15 protein-coding genes are annotated in these 19,953 nt (G+C 31.7%); 7 read left to right on the top strand and 8 right to left on the bottom strand.

The window, feature by feature from the left end; genetic code table 11:
* Positions 1 to 52: 52 nt before the first annotated feature.
* The 4 genes from gldL to topA form a co-directional block, all read right to left on the bottom strand.
* Positions 53 to 700 (bottom strand): gliding motility protein GldL, encoded by a 648-nt coding sequence (gene gldL / locus ACTF56_RS07260; protein ID WP_438966247.1) that lies wholly within the window; start codon positions 698 to 700, stop codon positions 53 to 55.
* A 66-nt stretch (positions 701 to 766) separates the two neighbouring features.
* Positions 767 to 2,131 carry a gliding motility lipoprotein GldK gene (gldK, locus tag ACTF56_RS07255; protein ID WP_438966246.1) on the bottom strand — a complete coding sequence of 455 codons (1,365 nt, stop codon included), beginning with the start codon at positions 2,129 to 2,131 and terminating at the stop codon, positions 767 to 769.
* Positions 2,132 to 2,283: 152 nt separating this feature from the next.
* Positions 2,284 to 3,432: a formimidoylglutamase gene (locus tag ACTF56_RS07250; protein WP_438966245.1), complete on the bottom strand. Its 1,149-nt coding sequence runs from the start codon at positions 3,430 to 3,432 to the stop codon at positions 2,284 to 2,286.
* A 3-nt stretch (positions 3,433 to 3,435) separates the two neighbouring features.
* On the bottom strand, positions 3,436 to 5,940 hold the full coding sequence (topA, locus tag ACTF56_RS07245; RefSeq protein WP_438966244.1) for a type I DNA topoisomerase: 2,505 nt from the start codon (positions 5,938 to 5,940) through the stop codon (positions 3,436 to 3,438).
* A gap of 288 nt (positions 5,941 to 6,228) precedes the next feature.
* Between topA and miaB the strand changes: the two genes are divergently transcribed.
* From miaB to groL, 7 genes are all read left to right on the top strand, one after another.
* Positions 6,229 to 7,680: a tRNA (N6-isopentenyl adenosine(37)-C2)-methylthiotransferase MiaB gene (gene miaB, locus ACTF56_RS07240; RefSeq protein WP_438966243.1), complete on the top strand. Its 1,452-nt coding sequence runs from the start codon at positions 6,229 to 6,231 to the stop codon at positions 7,678 to 7,680.
* A 10-nt stretch (positions 7,681 to 7,690) separates the two neighbouring features.
* Positions 7,691 to 8,956, top strand: a complete 1,266-nt coding sequence (locus ACTF56_RS07235; RefSeq protein WP_438966242.1) for a sigma 54-interacting transcriptional regulator — start codon at positions 7,691 to 7,693, stop codon at positions 8,954 to 8,956.
* 1 nt (position 8,957) lies between these two features.
* Positions 8,958 to 9,461, top strand: a complete 504-nt coding sequence (lptE, locus tag ACTF56_RS07230; RefSeq protein ID WP_438966241.1) for an LPS assembly lipoprotein LptE — start codon at positions 8,958 to 8,960, stop codon at positions 9,459 to 9,461.
* A gap of 4 nt (positions 9,462 to 9,465) precedes the next feature.
* Positions 9,466 to 10,278, top strand: coding sequence for a tetratricopeptide repeat protein (locus tag ACTF56_RS07225; RefSeq protein WP_438966240.1), 813 nt, complete (start codon positions 9,466 to 9,468; stop codon positions 10,276 to 10,278).
* Between the two features lie 2 nt (positions 10,279 to 10,280).
* Entirely contained in the window at positions 10,281 to 10,661 is a 381-nt protein-coding gene (gene secG, locus ACTF56_RS07220; RefSeq protein ID WP_438966239.1) for a preprotein translocase subunit SecG, read from the top strand.
* 138 nt (positions 10,662 to 10,799) lie between these two features.
* Positions 10,800 to 11,075, top strand: a complete 276-nt coding sequence (locus tag ACTF56_RS07215; protein ID WP_438966238.1) for a co-chaperone GroES — start codon at positions 10,800 to 10,802, stop codon at positions 11,073 to 11,075.
* 71 nt (positions 11,076 to 11,146) lie between these two features.
* Positions 11,147 to 12,772, top strand: coding sequence for a chaperonin GroEL (gene groL, locus ACTF56_RS07210; protein ID WP_438966237.1), 1,626 nt, complete (start codon positions 11,147 to 11,149; stop codon positions 12,770 to 12,772).
* A gap of 173 nt (positions 12,773 to 12,945) precedes the next feature.
* Here groL and ACTF56_RS07205 read toward each other — a convergent pair whose 3' ends face one another.
* From ACTF56_RS07205 to ACTF56_RS07190, 4 genes are all read right to left on the bottom strand, one after another.
* Positions 12,946 to 13,689 carry a DUF2490 domain-containing protein gene (locus ACTF56_RS07205; RefSeq protein WP_438966236.1) on the bottom strand — a complete coding sequence of 248 codons (744 nt, stop codon included), beginning with the start codon at positions 13,687 to 13,689 and terminating at the stop codon, positions 12,946 to 12,948.
* Between the two features lie 74 nt (positions 13,690 to 13,763).
* On the bottom strand, positions 13,764 to 15,362 hold the full coding sequence (locus ACTF56_RS07200; protein WP_438966235.1) for a SulP family inorganic anion transporter: 1,599 nt from the start codon (positions 15,360 to 15,362) through the stop codon (positions 13,764 to 13,766).
* Positions 15,363 to 15,424: 62 nt separating this feature from the next.
* A complete protein-coding gene (locus ACTF56_RS07195; protein ID WP_438966234.1) occupies positions 15,425 to 17,293 on the bottom strand; it encodes a proton-conducting transporter transmembrane domain-containing protein in 1,869 nt (622 codons plus the stop codon).
* Positions 17,294 to 17,299: 6 nt separating this feature from the next.
* The gene (locus tag ACTF56_RS07190; RefSeq protein WP_438966233.1) at positions 17,300 to 19,789 is read right to left on the bottom strand and encodes a YbcC family protein; all 2,490 of its coding nucleotides are present in this window, start codon (positions 19,787 to 19,789) and stop codon (positions 17,300 to 17,302) included.
* Positions 19,790 to 19,953 lie beyond the last annotated feature (164 nt).

The raw sequence follows: 19,953 nt of genomic DNA, 5'->3' as shown, positions 1-19,953 counted from the left end.
ATTTGTAAGTTTAATTAGTTTTTAATAAAATTTATTTAATAGATAAAACTAATTATCCTCTGTTACTCATAGCTGTTAACATACCACCATAAACAGAGTTTAAAGAAGCTATATTAGAAGTCATGCTTTGCATTTGTTCTTTTAATTTAGAAGCATTTTCAGCAATTTCTTTATTAGCTTCTGCGTTTCTGTTAGCGCTTTCTAATTGTAATTTATATAAACTATTTAAAGATTCTAATTGAGAAGCTGCCATTGACATTTCTTCACTGTATTTCTTTTGTGAAGCAATTGAATCAACTGTAGGCGCAATGTTTTTAGCTGCTCCTTCAAAGTTTTTGATGCTGTTTGTTAAGCTAGACATTAATTCACCATCAATTTTAGCATCTTTTAACATAGAGTCTAATTTTTGTGATAATAAACCTTGTGCTTCAGCTGGGTTTTCTTGTTTTACTTTTTTAGTAGTAGCCTCACCACCTGCTAATTCAGGATAAACTAAAGACCAATCTAAGTCTTTTGCAGGAACTTCAAAAGCTGAAATTGCAAAAATAAGTGCTTCAGTAATAAGACCAACAGATAACATTACAGTACCTGTTAAAGGTCCTAATTCATAGTGAGTAATTTTAAATAATGCTCCAATGATTACAACTGCTGCTCCCATACCGTATAGGAAATTCATTAATTTCGGTGATAAAATTGCCATAATAATAGTTTTTTAATTTGTTAAGTTTTTAATTTAGTTTTTGTTTAATATAATAGTTTGAGTATATTATCTTCCTGTAACATCAGTACCCATATAATCTTGTACAGTTCTGAAACCAATGTAACTTCTTGCTGAATCTGCATATTCAAATTCACGAGTAGCATTTTGCAAACTGTAAGCAACATCTTTCCAAGATCCACCACGAATAACTTTTCTTTGGTTTTTTCTGTCTGGAACATTAGGATTCATTGTTGAAACAAATTCGTATGCTCCTGGATCATAAGAAGTTTCAGTCCATTCCGCAACGTTTCCAGCCATATTATACAAATTGAACTCATTTGGCTCATAAGACTTAGCTTCTACAGTGTAAAGTGCACCATCAGCAGCATAATCTCCTCTATTTGGTTTGAAATTTGCTAAGAAACATCCTCTATCGCTGTGAGCATAAGGACCACCCCAAGGGAAAGTTGCTGATTCTATTCCACCTCTTGCTGCATATTCCCATTCTGCTTCGATTGGTAATCTGAAGTTATTAATTTGATCACGTCCTTTTTTCTTTTTGCTTTTAATGTAAGCATTTTTATAAAGCGTTCTCCATGCACAAAATGCTTTTGCTTGTTTCCAAGTAACACCAACAACTGGATATTCTCCGTAAGCTGAGTGAGAAAAATAATCGTTGTGCATTGGCTCGTTGTACGAGTAAGCAAAATCTTTAATCCAAACAGTTGTATCTGGATAGATCTCAACTGGTTCAGCTTTTTTGATGAAATCTTTTCTACCTTTTTTCTTAACTGCTTCATTTAAATCAACTTCAGTATATCTGAATTTAAATTTAGAAACGTCAGGAGTTCTTAATCCGTTGTAAGATTCAGTAACAGGCAAATACATTGAATCCATTACCTCAACATAATATTCATCTGGATATTTGTTAGGTTCATCAATTAATTTTACTTTTTTATTTAGTTTTCTACCAGCAAAAGGATCATCATCAGAACCTACGCTGTAATAGTTTTCATACATATATTTCTCGTAAGGAGTCATATTAGCTGGATCTGCATCAGCAAAACCATATTCTCCAATACCACCTGAACCAGGTTTTTGACCCATTTCATCAGCTAAAATAGCTAATCTAGTTCTGATTGTTGAATCTTTTACCCAGTTAACAAATTTTCTGTATTCGTTATTTGTGATTTCTGTTTCATCCATATAAAACGAACGAACAGTTACTGTTTTAGTTGGAGCATCGCCTACGTTAGCTAAATCATCATCTGACTTACCCATGATAAAAGCACCACCAGGGACTAAAGTCATCCCGTATGGTTTTTCAGGATGCCATTTTTTTCCTTTGTCTCCTACTAGTTCACCTTTATCACCTTTACCACAACTTGTAAATAATGACGTAAACATTAAAAATATTATGAACTTCTTCATATTAATTTGGGTTAAAAATTTATTCTATTTTAAGGGCGTAAACCTATTTATTTTATTTGACAAAAACAATACTTTTCAGTAAAAAACTTAAAATTTTCTTAAGTTTTAACAAAATAAAGCAATACAACGAGATTTTAATAGATTTATTATAACTAAACACAATTTTTTCTTTGTGCTTTCCACCATCTATTTGGTATTTCTTGTCGAGTTGCCATCAAATAGTCTTCTTGCGAACATGGTAATAACGTATTTTTTTTAAGTTTATTGTTTAAAGAATTATGAGGAATTTCTATCCACCATCTTTCAGAAACATCACTTTTATAGAAAACCAAATCATCATCTTCAATTGGAACTATATATTTGATAAAGTTTTCTCTACTGCCGATTGGATATTCTTTAGATCTGTAATGATAACCTTCAATAAAATACCAAATAATCTGAGCTAATAATAACGTTTCTTTTTCTGAAAAATTATGATTGAATATCCCAAATGAAGAAACTTTATCACTTATGCCCGAATATCTTGCTAAGGTACAAATTTCTTTTCCATCTAAACCATTTGGCATGAAAGGATTATTAGAACCTGAATCACTCGATTTAACAGAACTCATATCTACGCTTACCAAATCAGCATCTCTAAAAACAGGCTCTGCTATTGTTATGTTTTGAGAAACTTCTCCTAATCTGTACGCTTCAAAATACAATTTTTCAATTAAATCTATCTCTTCTTGAGAATTAAAATAAGTTTGATAACCGATATTGCTGTAATTGAACAAATTATTTGGCTCCTCCACTATTATTTTAGATAAGTATGAATTACTGATCAAAGTATTTTGTCCATTTTCAAAATCAAACTTGGAGTCAATATTCACCAAATTGACCATTTGATCTAATTTATCATAAGATCTGTAAATCGCATAAGTTAAGTCTTGACTTCCACCCACTACTATGGGTAAAATATTTTTTTTAATTAAGGCAGCACATACGGTTCTAAGAGCAAAATAAGTGTCTTCTAGAGTATTTCCAGCAATTATATCCCCTAAATCGTAAATAGTAACATTCCAATTTCCAGGATATAAAGCATAAAATTGCAATCTTAACAATTCTAAATTTGGCTCTATTGATACCAATTCATTTCCTCTGTTTTCTAAAACTCCAAGTATAGCAATAGTATTATTTTCCAGATTTGGAGTTTCATGTTCGGTATGAAAAACAACTTTTTTTGCAAGGGATTGGTTAGAATTCTTATGAATATCTATAAGTAAATCATCAGAAATTGGTTGCAAAAATTCGAATATCATGAATTATTTTTTTGTGGTTTTTTTGGCTGTAGCTTTCTTTTTAGTTGCCGGTTTCTTTGCTTTGGCTGGTGCTTTCTTTTCAATTAACTCTTGAACTTGCGCTAGTGTTAATTTTGCAGCATCCACATCTTTACTTAATTCAATTTTTATTTTGCCTTTAGTAATTACCGATCTTCCCCAACGTGCTTTTTCAACTTTGATCCCTTCATCTTCCCAATTGTGAATTACTTTATCAATTTCTTTCTGAATTTTATCTTCAATTAATTCGACAATATCTGATTGAGAAAGGTTATCAAAATTATATTTTTTATTTACATTAATAAACATACCATCCCATTTGATGAATGGTCCAAATCGTCCCGTTCCTTTTTGAACAGGCAAATCATTATAAGTTGCAATTGGAGCATCAGCCTTAATTTTCTCGTTTATTAATTCTTGAGCTCTTTCCATAGTAACATCCAAGGGATCTTCCCCTTTAGGCAAGGAAATAAATTGACTTCCAAATCGTACATAAGGTCCAAACCTACCGTTATTGACTTCAATTTCTTCCTCTTTATAAGTACCTAATTGCTTAGGAAGCAGGAATAAATCTAAGACTTCTTCTAAAGTTATATTACCAATATTTTGATCTTGACGTAAACTTGCAAATTGTTTTTCTTCATCATCGATATCGCCAATTTGAGCCATAGCTCCATATTTTCCTAATCGAACGGATACTTGCTTTCCAAGTTCTGGATGAATTCCTAAAATTCGTTCGCCACTTTCTCTTTCAGCATTTTTTTCAACATCAACTACATTAGGATGAAAATGCTTATAAAAATCATTCATCATTTTTGCCCAATCCACATTTCCTTCGGCAATTTCATCAAAATCTTGTTCTACTTTGGCAGTAAAGTTGTAATCTAAGATGGTTTCAAAGTTTTTAACTAAGAAATCATTTACGATAATACCAATATCAGTTGGGACTAATTTTCCTTTATCAGAACCTACATTTTCTGTAAGAACTTGAGCATTAATTTTGTTTTCCTTTAAAATAATTTGATTGTACTTACGCTCTTGACCTTCAAAACTTCCTTTTTCAACATAAGTTCTGGCTATAATGGTAGAAATTGTTGGCGCATAAGTTGATGGGCGACCAATTCCTAATTCTTCTAATTTTTTTACTAAAGATGCTTCTGTATATCGACTTGGTGGACGAGAAAAACGTTCTGTAGCAGAAATGTAATTATTGTTTAATGGCTCATTAACTTTCATTGCAGGTAACATACCTTCTTGCTCTTCTTCATCTTCATCGTGACCTTCCAAGTACACTTTTAAAAAGCCTTCAAATTTTATAACTTCACCAGTTGCAGCAAATATTTCAGAATGATTATTAGATTCAATTTTAACATTAGTTCGTTCCAATTCTGCATCAGCCATTTGTGAAGCTAAAGTTCTTTTCCAAATTAAATCATACAATCGGGCTTGATCTCTTTCAACATTTACTGTATGAAGCGACATATCGGTAGGACGAATGGCTTCGTGAGCTTCTTGTGCACCTTTTGATTTGATATTGAAGTTTCTTGGTTTAGAATATTCTTTACCATAATAATTTGTAATTTCATCTTGAGCAGCTGTCATGGCTTCTTTAGACAAATTAACACTATCGGTTCTCATATAAGTTATCAAACCGGCTTCATACAATCTTTGTGCAATTTGCATGGTAATTCCAACAGGCAAATATAATTTCCTAGCAGCCTCTTGCTGTAAAGTTGAAGTTGTAAAAGGTGCTGCTGGAGATTTTTTTGTTGGTTTTGTTTCTAAATCTGCAACTTTATATGTAGAACTGATGTTTTTATTTAAAAATTCTTCTGCCTCTTTTTTGGAACCAAAGTTTTTTGGCAATTTAGCTTTAAATGATTTTCCTTTTTGATTGGTAAATTCTGCTGTAATACTGTAAGAAGCTTCAGCATTAAAGTTTTGAATCTCTCGTTCTCTTTCAACAATCAAACGTACTGAAACCGACTGCACTCTTCCTGCTGATAATCCACCTTTTACCTTTTTCCAAAGTACTGGAGACAATTCATAACCTACCAATCGATCTAAAACTCTACGAGCTTGTTGCGCATTTACTAAATTATAATCTATAGAACGAGGATTTTCAATGGCTTTATGAATGGCTGATTTGGTAATTTCATGAAAAACAATTCTTTTTGTTTTTTCAGGCTTTAAGTCTAATTCTTCAGCTAAATGCCAAGAAATTGCTTCACCTTCTCGGTCCTCATCGGAAGCCAACCAAACCATATCGGCTTTTTTTGATAACGTTTTAAGTTTACTAACTAATGCTTTTTTATCGGCAGAAACTTCGTACTTGGGCTTGAATCCATTTTCAACATCTACTCCTATTTCTCTGGAAGGTAAATCGGCAATATGTCCATAACTTGATTCAACTTGATAATCACTTCCTAGAAATTTTTCGATTGTTTTTGCCTTTGCAGGTGACTCAACTATTACTAAATTCTTTGCCATTTTCACTTTTTTTGTTTCGCAAAAGTATCTATTTTTTTTAAATTTTGAAGATATGTAGTCAATTTTATATTTGAGAACGAAACTCAAAACTCAAAAAACAGGTTTTAAAATACATAATTAAGTGAATTAAATCCACATCAGTCTGAATCTCAAAAAAATCAATTTTAAAACACAACCTAATAAATTTGAAATAAAAAGTTAAACTATATCTGCCAACTTGTCAGATTATATAAATTAGTATTATCTTTGCAATTCTTCAAATTAAGCATAAAATAGTAAATCTTTGATATGGAAAAGATAATTGACGAAAAAAAACAAGGTGAGAGTCTAGTTTTAGATCAAAAAAAAGAAAATACAAAAAAACTTTTTATAGAAAGTTACGGGTGTCAAATGAATTTTTCTGATAGTGAAATTGTAGCTTCAATTTTACACAATAATGGTTATAACACAACTCAAAGTTTAGAGGATGCTGATTTGGTTTTGGTCAACACATGTTCCATAAGAGATAAAGCTGAACAAACTATTCGTAAACGTTTACAAAAATACAATGCAATAAAAAGAGACATTAATCCAAACATGAAAGTGGGTGTTTTGGGTTGTATGGCTGAACGATTGAAAGACAAATTTTTAGAAGAAGAAAAAATTGTGGATATGGTTGTTGGACCAGATGCCTATAAAGATATTCCAAATTTATTAGCGGAAGTTGAAGAAGGTAGAGATGCAATTAATGTTATTCTTTCCAAAGAAGAAACCTATGGAGACATAGCACCTGTTAGATTAAACAGTAATGGAGTTAATGCTTTTGTATCCATCACAAGAGGTTGTGATAATATGTGTACTTTTTGTGTAGTTCCTTTTACAAGAGGAAGAGAAAGAAGTAGAGAGCCACAAAGTATCTATGATGAAATTGAAGACTTACATCAAAAAGGTTATAAAGAAATTACTTTATTAGGACAAAACGTTGATAGTTATTTATGGTATGGTGGAGGGTTAAAAAAAGATTTTGAAAAAGCTACCGAAATGCAAAAAGCTACTGCCGTAGATTTTGCGCAATTGTTAGATAAAGCAGCTACTCTATTTCCAAAAATGAGATTTAGATTTTCAACCTCCAATCCGCAAGACATGCATGAAGAGGTATTACATATTATCGCAAAACATCATAATATTTGTAAATACATACATTTACCGGTTCAAAGTGGAAGCACTAGAATTTTGAAAGAAATGAATCGCCAACATACACGTGAAGAATATATGGCATTGATTGATAAAATTTATTCCATAATTCCAGATATTTCTCTTTCACAAGATATGATTACTGGTTTTCCAACGGAAACAGAAGAAGATCATCAAGACACCTTAAGTTTGATGGAATATGTTAAGTACGATTTTGGATTTATGTTTGCTTATTCAGAAAGACCTGGAACTTTAGCTGCTAGAAAATTAGAAGATGATATTCCTGAAGAGGTAAAAAAACGCAGATTAACTGAAATTGTAGATTTACAACAAATTCATGGTTTAGAAAGAACAAAACGTTTTGTTGGACAAACTGTTGAAGTGTTAATAGAAAAAGAATCGAAACGTTCAGACAAACAATGGTCGGGTAGAAATTCTCAAAACACAGTAGTTGTTTTTGATAAAGAAAACTATAAAATAGGTGATTTTGTTTGGGTGAAAATTACAGATTGTACAGCAGCCACCTTAATAGGAAAAGCAGTTGGATATTCTGAAATAATGAATTAATAAAAAAAACATGGAATCAGTACAAGCCATAAAACAACGGTTTGAAATCATTGGAAACGATCCAAAACTAAATCGTGCTGTAGAAAAAGCCATACAGGTTGCTCCTACAGATATTTCTGTATTAGTTACAGGAGAAAGTGGTGTTGGAAAAGAAAGTATTCCTAAAATAATACACTCGCTTTCTCATAGAAAACACGGAAAGTTTATTGCTGTTAATTGTGGCGCAATACCTGAAGGAACTATTGATAGTGAACTATTTGGTCACGAAAAAGGATCTTTTACTGGAGCTACAGGTTCTAGAGATGGATATTTTGAGGTTGCAAATGGTGGAACTATATTTTTAGATGAAGTTGGAGAATTACCATTAACTACTCAAGTGCGTTTATTACGTGTTTTAGAAAATGGTGAATTTATAAAAGTAGGTTCTTCTCAAGTTCAAAAAACAAATGTAAGAATTGTTGCAGCGACTAATGTCAATATGTTTGATGCTATTGAAAAAGGCAAATTTAGAGAAGACTTATTTTACAGATTGAGTACCGTTGACATATTATTACCACCTCTTAGGGATCGAAAAGAAGACATTCATTTGCTATTTAGAAAATTTGCTGCAGATTTTGCACACAAATACAAAATGCCTCCTATAAAACTTGAAAATGATGCTGTAGAATTGTTGACTAAATACAGATGGAGTGGAAACATCAGACAACTAAGAAATATTGCGGAACAAATATCTGTATTAGAAACCAAAAGAGAGATTAATTATCAAAAGTTAGCCTCCTATTTGCCTCTAGAAAGCACCAACTTACCTTCGGTAATTGGATCCAAAAAAGCCGAAAACGACTTCAGTACAGAAAGAGAAATTCTGTACAAAGTTCTTTTTGATATGAAAAGTGACTTGAATGATTTAAAGAAATTAACGCTTGAATTAATGCAAAACGGAAGTTCAAAAGTCCAAGAAAACAACAAAGGGTTAATTCAAAAAATCTATGGAAAAACTGAAGAAAACAATACTATTTTTGAAGAAGAACCTAGACTAAACGTAATTCCAAACAAAAATCACACCTCGGAGGATGATGACTTTTTAGATGATGACGAAAACTATTTATTTGCAGAAACCGTTGAGGAAGAAGAGGAAACATTAAGTTTAGAAGCTAAAGAAATAGAACTGATCAAAAAATCTTTAGATAGAAATAAAGGCAAAAGAAAAGCTGCTGCTGACGAATTAGGGATTTCTGAAAGAACATTATATCGAAAAATAAAACAATACGATTTATAAAATGAAGCACATAAAATACACCTCTTTTATATTGTTATTCACTCTTTTTTCTGGATGTGGAATTTATAATTTTACTGGAGCCAAACCCATAAACGCAAAAACATTTCAAGTCAATTATTTTCAAAATAATGCTGAATTAATTGAACCTGGAATCGAAAGAACATTTACTCTAAAATTACAAGATTTAATACGAAATCAAACCAATTTAGATTTAGTTTCGCAAGGTGGCGAATTACTTTATGAAGGTGAAATTGTGGAATATAGAATTACTCCAATGACTGCAACTGCTGATCAAAGAGCAGCACAAAACAGGTTATCCGTTAGTGTGATGGTGCGTTTTTCTAATAAAAATGATGAAGAAGATGATTTTGAAAAACGATTTTCTTTTTTTTACGATTTTGATGCAAATGAACAATTGGTAGGTTCAAAATTAACAACCGCTTTAGACGAAATTTTTGAAAGAATAACATTGGATATTTTTAATGATTCCTTAGCAAAATGGTAATTAAATGAAGTTAAATCAAATTACAAATTTATTAAACAATCCTTCTACAGTTGATGAAATTCAGACCATGAATTTAGAATCAATACTGACACAATATCCCTATTTACAAGGACTTAGAGCTGTTTATTTAAAAGGACTTCATGACTTAAAAAGTTACAGATACAATCACGAATTAAAAAAAACAGCTGCTTACACAACAGATAGAAGCCTACTTTTCGATTTTATAACTTCAGAAAATTTCAAAACAATCAATTACGAACTAATTGAGCACCAACAAAAAACAATAAATGAAATTATAGTTGAAGGTTTTGAAGTAATAATTCCAAACGAAGAATACAACAGTTTAAAAATTGAAGAATTTAAAAAATCTAACGAAACTTCTACCGAAATTTTAACTCCAATTGAAGAAAAACTCGAAATTAGCAAACCTTTACTTTTTGATGTTTCTGAGACACATTCCTTTTCAGAATGGCTTCAATTAACTAAATTTGAGCCTATAAAACGTGATGAAAATGAAAATTTAGAAGAAAATTTAGAAGAAAAAAATAAAAAAATAGATTTAATAGATAAATTTATAGAAAGTAATCCTAAAATTGGTCCAATTAAGTCAAACCTTGCAAACACTAATGTTTTAGGCAATAGTTTACAAGAACCAACACATTTAATGACCGAAACATTAGCAAGAATTTACTTAGAACAAAAAAAATATAAGAAAGCAATTCAAGCATATGAAATATTAATTTTGAAATATCCAGAAAAAAGTATTTTCTTTGCAAACCGAATTAAAGATATAAAAGAATTACAACAAAATAATTAACTATGGGATTTACAGGATTTTTAGTAGCGATAACATTAGTATGTTTTCTATTAATTATAGCAATAATGGTACAAAACCCTAAAGGTGGAGGTTTATCTTCATCGTTTGGTGGTGGTGGTCAAATTGGTGGTGTTCAAAAAACTACCGACTTTTTAGACAAAAGTACTTGGTATTTAGCAGGAGCATTGGTAGTATTAATTTTCTTATCTACTTTAAGTTTTCCTAAAGGAGGTGTTAATTCTTCTAAAATTGTAGATGAAAGTACTATTGTAGCACCAGCAGTTCCAGCAATGCCAGACATGTCAAAAGACGCTACTACAGCACCTGCTGCAACTACAAATCCAGCAGAATCGACACCTGCTACAGAAACAGAAAAAAAATAATCGTTTTTTATAAAATTATAAAATGCCAGCATGTCAGTGCTGGCATTTTTTTTTAGCAAAATTGTCATAAAAAATGACTTGGCACAATTTCTGAAAATAGATTATAAACATTTAATAAATTAAAAAAATATAAAAACTATGTCATTAAACATTAAACCACTTTCAGATCGTGTAGTGATTGAGCCAATGGCCGCAGAAACTACAACCGCTTCAGGATTAATAATCCCTGATACTGCTAAAGAAAAACCACAAAAAGGAACAGTAATGGCAGTTGGAAACGGTAAAAAAGATCATACAATGACTGTAAAAGTTGGAGACACAGTATTGTATGGTAAATATTCAGGAACAGAATTAAAGTATGAAGGTAAAGATTACCTTATCATGAAAGAAGAAGAAATTTACGCAATTATTTAATTAGAGTATTAAAGACAATTAAATTGCCGTTAGGCTTTAGCCAACGGATTAATAACAAAAAATAAATTAAAATGGCAAAAGATATTAAATTCGACATTGAAGCAAGAGATGGTTTAAAAAGAGGTGTTGATGCATTAGCAAATGCTGTAAAAGTTACTCTTGGACCAAAAGGAAGAAATGTAATTATTAGCAAATCATTTGGTGGACCTTCAGTAACAAAAGATGGTGTTTCTGTAGCAAAAGAAATTGAATTAGCGGATCCATTAGAAAACATGGGAGCTCAAATGGTTAAGGAAGTAGCTTCAAAAACTAATGATTTAGCTGGAGATGGAACTACAACTGCAACAGTTTTAGCACAAGCAATCGTAAAAGAAGGCTTAAAAAACGTAGCTGCTGGAGCAAATCCAATGGACTTAAAAAGAGGAATTGACAAAGCAGTTGAAGCTATCGTTGAAGATTTAGCTAAACAATCGCAAACGGTTGGAAATTCATCTGAAAAAATCAAGCAAATCGCTTCTATTTCTGCAAATAATGATGATACTATTGGCGAATTAATCGCTCAAGCATTTGACAAAGTAGGAAAAGAAGGTGTAATTACTGTAGAAGAGGCAAAAGGAACTGACACTTACGTAGATGTTGTAGAAGGAATGCAATTTGATAGAGGATATCTTTCTCCTTACTTCGTAACTGATGCAGATAAAATGATTGCTGAATTGAATAATCCATACATTTTATTATTCGACAAAAAAATATCTAACTTACAAGAATTATTACCAATTCTTGAACCAGTTGCTCAATCAGGAAAGCCTTTATTAATTATTGCAGAAGATGTTGACGGTCAAGCCTTAGCAACTTTAGTAGTAAACAAATTAAGAGGTGGATTAAAAATTGCAGCTGTTAAAGCTCCAGGTTTTGGTGACAGAAGAAAAGCGATGTTAGAAGATATTGCAATTTTAACTGGAGGAACTGTAATTGCTGAAGAAAGTGGATATTCATTAGAAAATGCTACTTTAGAAATGCTTGGAACAGCCGAAAATGTAACTATTGACAAAGACAATACTACAATTGTAAATGGTGCTGGTGCTCCAGATAATATCAAAGCAAGAGTAAACCAAATCAAAGCACAAGTTGAAACTACAACTTCTGATTATGACAAAGAGAAATTGCAAGAACGTTTAGCTAAATTAGCTGGTGGAGTTGCTGTTTTATACGTTGGCGCTGCTTCTGAAGTAGAAATGAAAGAGAAAAAAGATAGAGTTGACGATGCGTTACACGCAACAAGAGCTGCTGTAGAAGAAGGAATTGTTGCTGGTGGTGGAGTTGCTTTAGTAAGAGCAAAAGCTGCCTTAGCTAACTTAAAATCAGAAAACGCTGACGAAGCAACTGGAATCCAAATTGTAAATAAAGCCGTAGAATCTCCATTGAGAACTATCGTTGAAAATGCTGGTGGTGAAGGTTCAGTTGTAATTGCAAAAGTATTAGAAGGTAAAGAAGATTTTGGTTTTAATGCTAAAACAGGTGAATATGTTCAAATGTTAAAAGCAGGAATCATTGATCCTAAAAAAGTAACACGTGTGGCTTTAGAAAACGCTGCATCGGTTTCTGGAATGATTCTTACTACAGAATGTGCATTAATCGACATCAAAGAAGATGCTCCAGCAATGCCAATGGGCGGTGGAATGCCAGGAATGATGTAATTTTAAGGTACTAAATAAATAATAATCCCGATGAGAAATTAATCTTATCGGGATTTTTTTTTGAAGCTATTTCCAGCTATCCACTCTATCTTTTTATTCTGTTTTTACAAAACAAAATAAAAAGGATGCCGTTCCTATCTGGGCTAGGGCATTTCACTGAATTCGAAAAACATTTATAAATCAAAATTTCGTACAAAAGTCGTTTGCAAAATTGGAGTAGAAATATAGGAATTGGTTCCTAAAACATCCCATTGATTCATATAACCCAATTGAATATTTGACTTTGGATTAAATTTATAGCCTAATCCTAAATACAACCAATTTCTTGACAACGATTTAGGAGCCAATTTATCCGTTTGTGGAATCCAAACCTCATCAAAAGCTTGAAAAAATAAAGATTTACCATTTTCAAATTTTTTAACATCCGTATTTACAGTCAAACGATATCTAAAACGATTGGCATAATTCGTTCCTGTTTTAGTATAAGTTCCATCCAAATTATGACCTACTTTATCAAACCATCTGTTTTCTTGTCTAAATCTGTGTTGAAAATGCACCTTTCCAATATCATTTTTCAATAAAACTTGTTCCCACATGTTATTTTCAATAACCCCAATTTTCTGACTCGGATTTGGATCATTAGGTTTGTTATTAATGTAAGAATAACCTACACTAAACTCTACATTGTTATTTAAATGATAATCTACAGAAGGGCGAAGTAAAAAAGTCCCTTGTTCACTTAAAAAAGCACCTGTTCGTTCATGTATTTCATTAGAAACACTCCATTTAGAGTTAATAGTTAATCTATTTAACATCGTGAACCAAGTATTTGTATCGTCATGACGAATAGTCTCTTGTGCTGAAATGGCCCCAGTAATAAGTAAGAAACTTACAACTAAATGCATATTATTTTTCATTTTATATTTATTTTTAAACATAACAACTTTGTCAAAATTCAAAAACCTTGACAAAATTGTTAAAAGAATAAGAGTTATTTATTTTTTCTAGAAGCCAAAGGATGACTCGATAACGATTGATGATTTTCTAATCCAATAACTGAAACTGTGCTGTTATCATGCGATTCATAATCGTGTTTAAAATGTTCTAAATTTTCCATGACAGAATGATCCACTAGTTTCGTTTTCTTCAAATCAATGGTTACATTAAATCCAGGTGGAATGGCATCTAATTTACTTTTTACACCTAAATAATTGGTAAAAACAGCCGCTTTATCAATTTCAACTAAATAATTATTTCCTTCAAAAGAAACTAAAGTTGGTGCTTTAAACATAGAATTTAAGGGTGTTCCGTTAAATAAATGAATAATCATTTTTAATACAATTCCAGCAGCAATTCCTACTAATAAGTCTTCAAATAAAGTAAAGAAAATAGTCACCAAGAAAATAGCCAATTGCTCTTTACCAATTTGAAACGTATGAATAAACTCTTTTGGATGTGCTAATTTAATTCCTACAGTAATCAACATCGCAGCTAAAGCAGCATTTGGAATCATTTCTAAAACTGGTGCAGCCAATAAAACAAAAGCTAAAATAAATACACCATGAAAGAAATTTGCCCAACGAGTTTTTGCTCCATTATTTACATTAGATGAAGAACGTGCCACTTCAGAAATCATTGGTAAACCTCCTAAAAAGGCCGCAAAAGTATTTCCAATTCCAACCGCAATTAAATCTTTATTCATATCTGATTTTCTCTTGAAAGGATCTAATAAATCAATGGCTTTTACGGTCAAAAGTGATTCTAAAGTTCCCACCAACGCAAACATCACAACATATTTAATAAAAACTCCTGTTTGCGATAATCCAGCAAAACTGGCATTCATTCCTAAGCTATCTACAAAATTTCCGATTTTTACTAATGCATAAGCAGGTTCTGTTTCTTTAAAATGCATAAATAATTCGCATGGAATTGCAAATAATAAAACCACCAATGGAGCAGGAATCATTTTTATACTTTTGTTTTTGATATAAGGCCAACCCATCATTATTGCTAAACTCACAATACCAATTATAGACGCTTTTGGATCTAAATTCATTATGAAATTAGGAATGTTTGCTAACAATTCAATAGGTCCTTTTCCTTTTCCTAAAATGGGATCATCGTTTAATAAAACAGGAATTTGTTTGGCGATAATAATAATTCCAATGGCTGCCAACATACCGTGAATAGCAGAAAGAGGGAAAAAATCGGCCAATTTACCCAGTTTAAAAACACCAAATAAAATTTGAACAATTCCAGCAACAACCATGGCTCCCAGTGCTAATTTCCATCCAAGAACGTTATCACCTTGTCCAAATTCGGCAACCGAACCGGCAACAATTACAATTAAACCGGCCGCTGGTCCTTTAATTGTTAATCGTGAACCCATTATAAAACTCACTAAAACACCACCAATAATAGCGGTTAACAATCCCATTACTGGTGGGAATTCTGATGCTTTTGCAATCCCTAAACTTAAAGGCAATGCCAATAAGAAAACAATAAATCCCGAAATTGCGTCTGTTTTGAAGTTTTCTTTTAAACCTGCTAATCCATCAGCAGGAATTATTTTTTTTATTTTTGAATTCATTTTTTTATGTTTTGTTATTCTGAACTTAATTCAGAATTTATTGTTATAGATTTTTGATGTAGTTATGATGAACGATAAGGCAGTTCATGATACGTTTTAATGTGTGGCCCAAGGAATAATCGTGTATAAATTCGAATTCCAGCAATACCAGAAACAATAAAACTTGATGCAATAAAGAAAGCCAACATCACTTGTTCACTTTCAATGTGGCTAAATATCAAATCTTCGCCTATAAAAGTGGTTGTAATTGGAAATCCTGTAACTCCTAAAGCCGCCAATAAAAAGAAAAATGCAAATTTTGGATGCTCATAAACATGACCTAAATATTGATTTAAACTAATCTTAGCTTCCATTTTACTCAATCTAACCAGTGCCAAATAACCCACTACTCCAGCTAAAACTATTCCTGATAAGTAAACCAGTAATTCGGAATAATCAACTTTTTCATTAAACACAATGGCCAATGCAATCCAGAAATGATTTAATACGATTAAAACCCAAGCTATAAAAGGACTTTTTCTTTCTGAAAAAGATTTGAAAACAAATAAAAGTCCAATAAATGCGAAAAGTTCAGGCAAATAATTTAAAAATCGTTCTGGAATTGATTCTTGGAATTCATATAAAAATATTCCTAAAATAAAGGTTGGAATAAACACTAAAATCAATCGTTTTAAGTTTATAAAATCCAATGATTTCCCTAAGGTTTTTAAAGGTTTCCAAAGAATTAAATTCATAAATTGTTCCAACTTGAACTCCTTTAAACTCCAAATATACAAGGCGTATTCTAAACGTTTAGGCAAAGTATTTTTGATGGCTCTTTCTTTGGGTTGAAAATTATAAAATTGTTCCCGAATCATGTAACTCACAACGGATGGTGATACCAACAATTGATACGTTCTTAAAAATGCATTACCAGCAAAATGAAACAAAGCTAACGTTTCAAATCCTAAAGCAATTTCAATAAAAATCAATCCAATTTGAGAAATAGAACTGTAAGCCACTTGACTTTTAACAGACGATTGCACTTTTGCCATATAAGCTGCCATGATACTAGTTGTAAAACCCATCAAGCCAATAGAAATTCGCATCGAAGTTTGATGTTCCCAAAAAGGAAAAGTTCGCAACATCAAGAAAACTCCTAAATGCACCGAAAGTGAACCGTAAAAAATAGCACTTGAAGGTGTTGGACCTTCCATAGCTCTAGGCAACCATGATGAAAACGGAATTTGAGCCGATTTTGCTGCTGCTGCTAATGCTAAAGAAAGGGCAATAAATACTCCAATAAGTGAATGATTTTGTAAATGCTCATTGACCAATTCATAATTATTCATTTTCATGAAGGTAATGTTTTCATGGAATAAATGATGACTTGCCCACATGGCTAAAATCATTCCGATATCGCCAATTCTGTAAATTGAAAATACTTTGAAAGCATTTTTTACAGGCAAATAGCGTTCTCTATAAAAAGCAATTAACAAGAAAGATGAAATTCCAATGATTTCCCAACCAATGAAAAGCGTTTCAAAATTTCCAGCTAAAATGGCTAAATTATATCCAAAAAAGAAAAACAAAACCGTATTAAAAAAACGTTTGTATCCTTTTTCTCTATGCAAATAATAACGACTATATGTTGTTATCATTGAAGTTAATAGTGCTCCAATAAAGAAATAAACAGCGGAAATTTTATCAAAATAAAAATCAATAAAAAACTCATAATGATCTGTTTTAAATAAAGTAACTTCGTTTAAGTTTAAATGATTGGCACCATCAATGATCCAAAAAACAATAAATAAAGTTAATGCTAAAAACTGTGTAAAAACCGTTCCAAAAGCTACCCAAGAAATCAAAGCTTCTTTTTTTTCTGGCAACAACAAACTTATAATAAAACCAATAAAAGGTAATGCTATAAAAAATAATAATATCTCGTTCATCTTACCTTAATTTAAAATTCCAATTGGAAGGTTATTAATACTTTCTTCAGCTAATTTTAACTCGTCAGCAACTGTAATTATATTTTGTTGAATTGGGTTGTAAATTTCGAATGCACCAGCTTTAAAATGATATAACACTAACGTTTCTGGATGAACCACCACTAATTTTACCCATTCATTAATGAACCATTCATAAGTCGCTGGATTTTTAGTAATCGCATATTTAACCTTTTCTGGAAAATGCTCTACAACAACCAACAAGCGAATGGGATCATGCACTTCAATCATTTGACTTGGCAAACCTGGACGTAAATCGCCATCAATTCCGTTAGCAACACCAATTAATCCCATAACATTATGAGGTAATTTGCTTCCAGCTCCAAGCTTTTGATTATCTACTCTTGAAAAATAATATTCCAAGTTAATTCCACCACCAACTGGAGCTACAGCACCTAATATTCCGGCCAAATAATCACCAGATGGGTCAATTGTATAATCATAGGAATTCATGAAGGAACGTCGGTCTAAAAACATATGTTTAGACAAACTTCTTCTTCCCACAACACACATAGCATTTGTAGCATGATTTAATTCAGGACGCGGTTCAAATAAAGAAACCGAACGTCTTTTGATGCTTTCATGAACTTTTTTAAGCGATTGTGTAGAATCAACTGTATCAAATCTGCGAGAACGTTCTTTGGCATTATGTAATAAAGCTTTTTCAAAAACTAGACTATTTTGTTGATGTAAATCTTTATTGATGACGTTCAAAGTATCTTCATCATAAAAAGTAATTTCATCACGTGTAGTATCATGTAAAGCCGGTAAAAACTGTGTCGTTTCTGGAATTACAATACCTCTTTCAGCCAAAATTTTTCTAACTTCAGGATGATTAATTGCAAAACAAGCCACTTTAGCGTTTACCGAACTCGGTCTACCGCAACATGCACCACAATCATAACCTGCATAATGCGTATTATTTACACTTGTAGCACCATGGCCAACTAAATAAACCATTGGAGCAAAGTTTTCAATTAAACCGTTACTTTTCAGTAAACCTTCTGCTCTATTTGCCATTTCTTCAATTGTGAAACCTACTTGCAAATCATCGACTCTATCAGTAACATCTTTGTTCTCGATATGTAATTTTGATTTTTTGTTTAAATGTTTGAAAGAAGCACTTGTTGCAGGAGTCATTGTTGGTTTGAAAATATTCAAAAACAATTTTAAAGCGGCTGAAAATCCTAAAGTTTGAGAAATAATCCATCCAAAAAATAACGAATGTGAACGCTTATGATAATGAAAATCTTTGGCATGTTTTTTCTTTCTAGGCTTTTCTTTAACTAAAAAAGTTGGCGTCATTGGTGCAGGACAAAGCTTTGTAAAAAACTTACCATCTACAGGTTGATAGAAAAATTCGAAATTAAAAAATGCTGCTGTTCCAAACGTTACTGCGTTTTTATCCATATGTTCAATATGTCTTCTGAACGAACATTCTCTATCATCCATACAAAAGAATGCTTGAAAACTAGGTGTGATTTTTTCGCTAGAAGGCTTATATTGCTTAACTGTAGCTAAAACTTGATCGTATAAAGACCATTCAAAAGCTTGTTGCCAAAGTGATAAAACTTCAAAATGCTCATCAGCAAGAACAATTTTGAATAAATCTTCAGGTTCAGCTTTAATTCTACTGGCTAAAGGTGCCCAATTCTCATTGAATTTCTTATCTAACGTATCAATTTCCAATAATAATTCGAAAATAATAAGTTCTTCAAGTGTAATAGATTTTTTATCTAATAATGATGTAGGATTGCTTTCTAAAGTGGCTACCATACCACTCCAACCTGGATGAGAAAACTGTTGGTCAAAAATATAAGTTTCATAAAAGCGTTCATCACCAACTATAATTTTCAATAAATCGGTAATTGAAGCTTTTTCTTCCAATAATTTTTTAGCTCGTTTGGTACTGAAAAATCCTGAAAAACTAGTACGTTCTAATTCTCTAATAGAAACCAAAAATCCTTTGTCATGGACTGGAAAAGACCACATGGCGATGCCTTGATCCAAATAACTACATAATACTCTAAACAAAGTACTGTGAGTTGATTTGTCTAAATTCATGGCATATTGCGACTTCCAATTGGAACGCAATTTTCCTATTCGTGGATTAATCGATTCGTCATAAGCCTCTTGAAGCATTTTATTTTTCCATAAATCTAGATTTTCAATGCCTTTGTTTTTGATAATAACCTGATTTAAAATTTCAGGATTAATATCATTTTGATGAAAACGCTTTCTAAAAACCTCAATTGACAAATAGGTTTTATAACCAAATATCTCAGAAGCTTCGTGCAAAGCTTCAAAAAAATGTTTGTTTTGAAAAGCGTGTAATGTATTGTGATGCACAAAATCTTTCAACGGATTTTGCGCTGGCAAATAATGAGTTAAGTGATGAAGAACATGATGTTCGTCAAAACTTGAGTTTTTTGTATTCATTTTTTGAATAAAAAAGGTTAATACATAAGTGAAAATAAATTTGTTTTAAATTCAGAAATAAATTCAGAAGGACTGGAATGTCGAAAACAAATTTAAAATTGTCAGAGATTTTGAATTACTGAAACAAGTTCAGAACAAGTCGAATCCAAAACAACAAAGACAAT

Source organism: Flavobacterium sp. (genome assembly GCF_965657075.1).
Classification (GTDB): domain Bacteria; phylum Bacteroidota; class Bacteroidia; order Flavobacteriales; family Flavobacteriaceae; genus Flavobacterium.
This window is presented reverse-complemented; position numbering and strand designations above follow the sequence as displayed.

What these genes read in the sequence shown, in the direction of transcription:
- ACTF56_RS07215 (WP_438966238.1), top strand. Translation starts at nt 10,800, where the DNA reads ATGTCATTAAACATTAAACCACTTTCAGATCGTGTAGTGATTGAGCCA.
- topA (WP_438966244.1), bottom strand. Translation starts at nt 5,940, where the DNA reads ATGGCAAAGAATTTAGTAATAGTTGAGTCACCTGCAAAGGCAAAAACA.
- ACTF56_RS07235 (WP_438966242.1), top strand. Translation starts at nt 7,691, where the DNA reads ATGGAATCAGTACAAGCCATAAAACAACGGTTTGAAATCATTGGAAAC.
- ACTF56_RS07195 (WP_438966234.1), bottom strand. Translation starts at nt 17,293, where the DNA reads ATGAACGAGATATTATTATTTTTTATAGCATTACCTTTTATTGGTTTT.
- ACTF56_RS07225 (WP_438966240.1), top strand. Translation starts at nt 9,466, where the DNA reads ATGAAGTTAAATCAAATTACAAATTTATTAAACAATCCTTCTACAGTT.
- lptE (WP_438966241.1), top strand. Translation starts at nt 8,958, where the DNA reads ATGAAGCACATAAAATACACCTCTTTTATATTGTTATTCACTCTTTTT.
- ACTF56_RS07200 (WP_438966235.1), bottom strand. Translation starts at nt 15,362, where the DNA reads ATGAATTCAAAAATAAAAAAAATAATTCCTGCTGATGGATTAGCAGGT.
- ACTF56_RS07250 (WP_438966245.1), bottom strand. Translation starts at nt 3,432, where the DNA reads ATGATATTCGAATTTTTGCAACCAATTTCTGATGATTTACTTATAGAT.
- secG (WP_438966239.1), top strand. Translation starts at nt 10,281, where the DNA reads ATGGGATTTACAGGATTTTTAGTAGCGATAACATTAGTATGTTTTCTA.
- ACTF56_RS07205 (WP_438966236.1), bottom strand. Translation starts at nt 13,689, where the DNA reads ATGAAAAATAATATGCATTTAGTTGTAAGTTTCTTACTTATTACTGGG.
- gldL (WP_438966247.1), bottom strand. Translation starts at nt 700, where the DNA reads ATGGCAATTTTATCACCGAAATTAATGAATTTCCTATACGGTATGGGA.
- groL (WP_438966237.1), top strand. Translation starts at nt 11,147, where the DNA reads ATGGCAAAAGATATTAAATTCGACATTGAAGCAAGAGATGGTTTAAAA.
- gldK (WP_438966246.1), bottom strand. Translation starts at nt 2,131, where the DNA reads ATGAAGAAGTTCATAATATTTTTAATGTTTACGTCATTATTTACAAGT.
- ACTF56_RS07190 (WP_438966233.1), bottom strand. Translation starts at nt 19,789, where the DNA reads ATGAATACAAAAAACTCAAGTTTTGACGAACATCATGTTCTTCATCAC.
- miaB (WP_438966243.1), top strand. Translation starts at nt 6,229, where the DNA reads ATGGAAAAGATAATTGACGAAAAAAAACAAGGTGAGAGTCTAGTTTTA.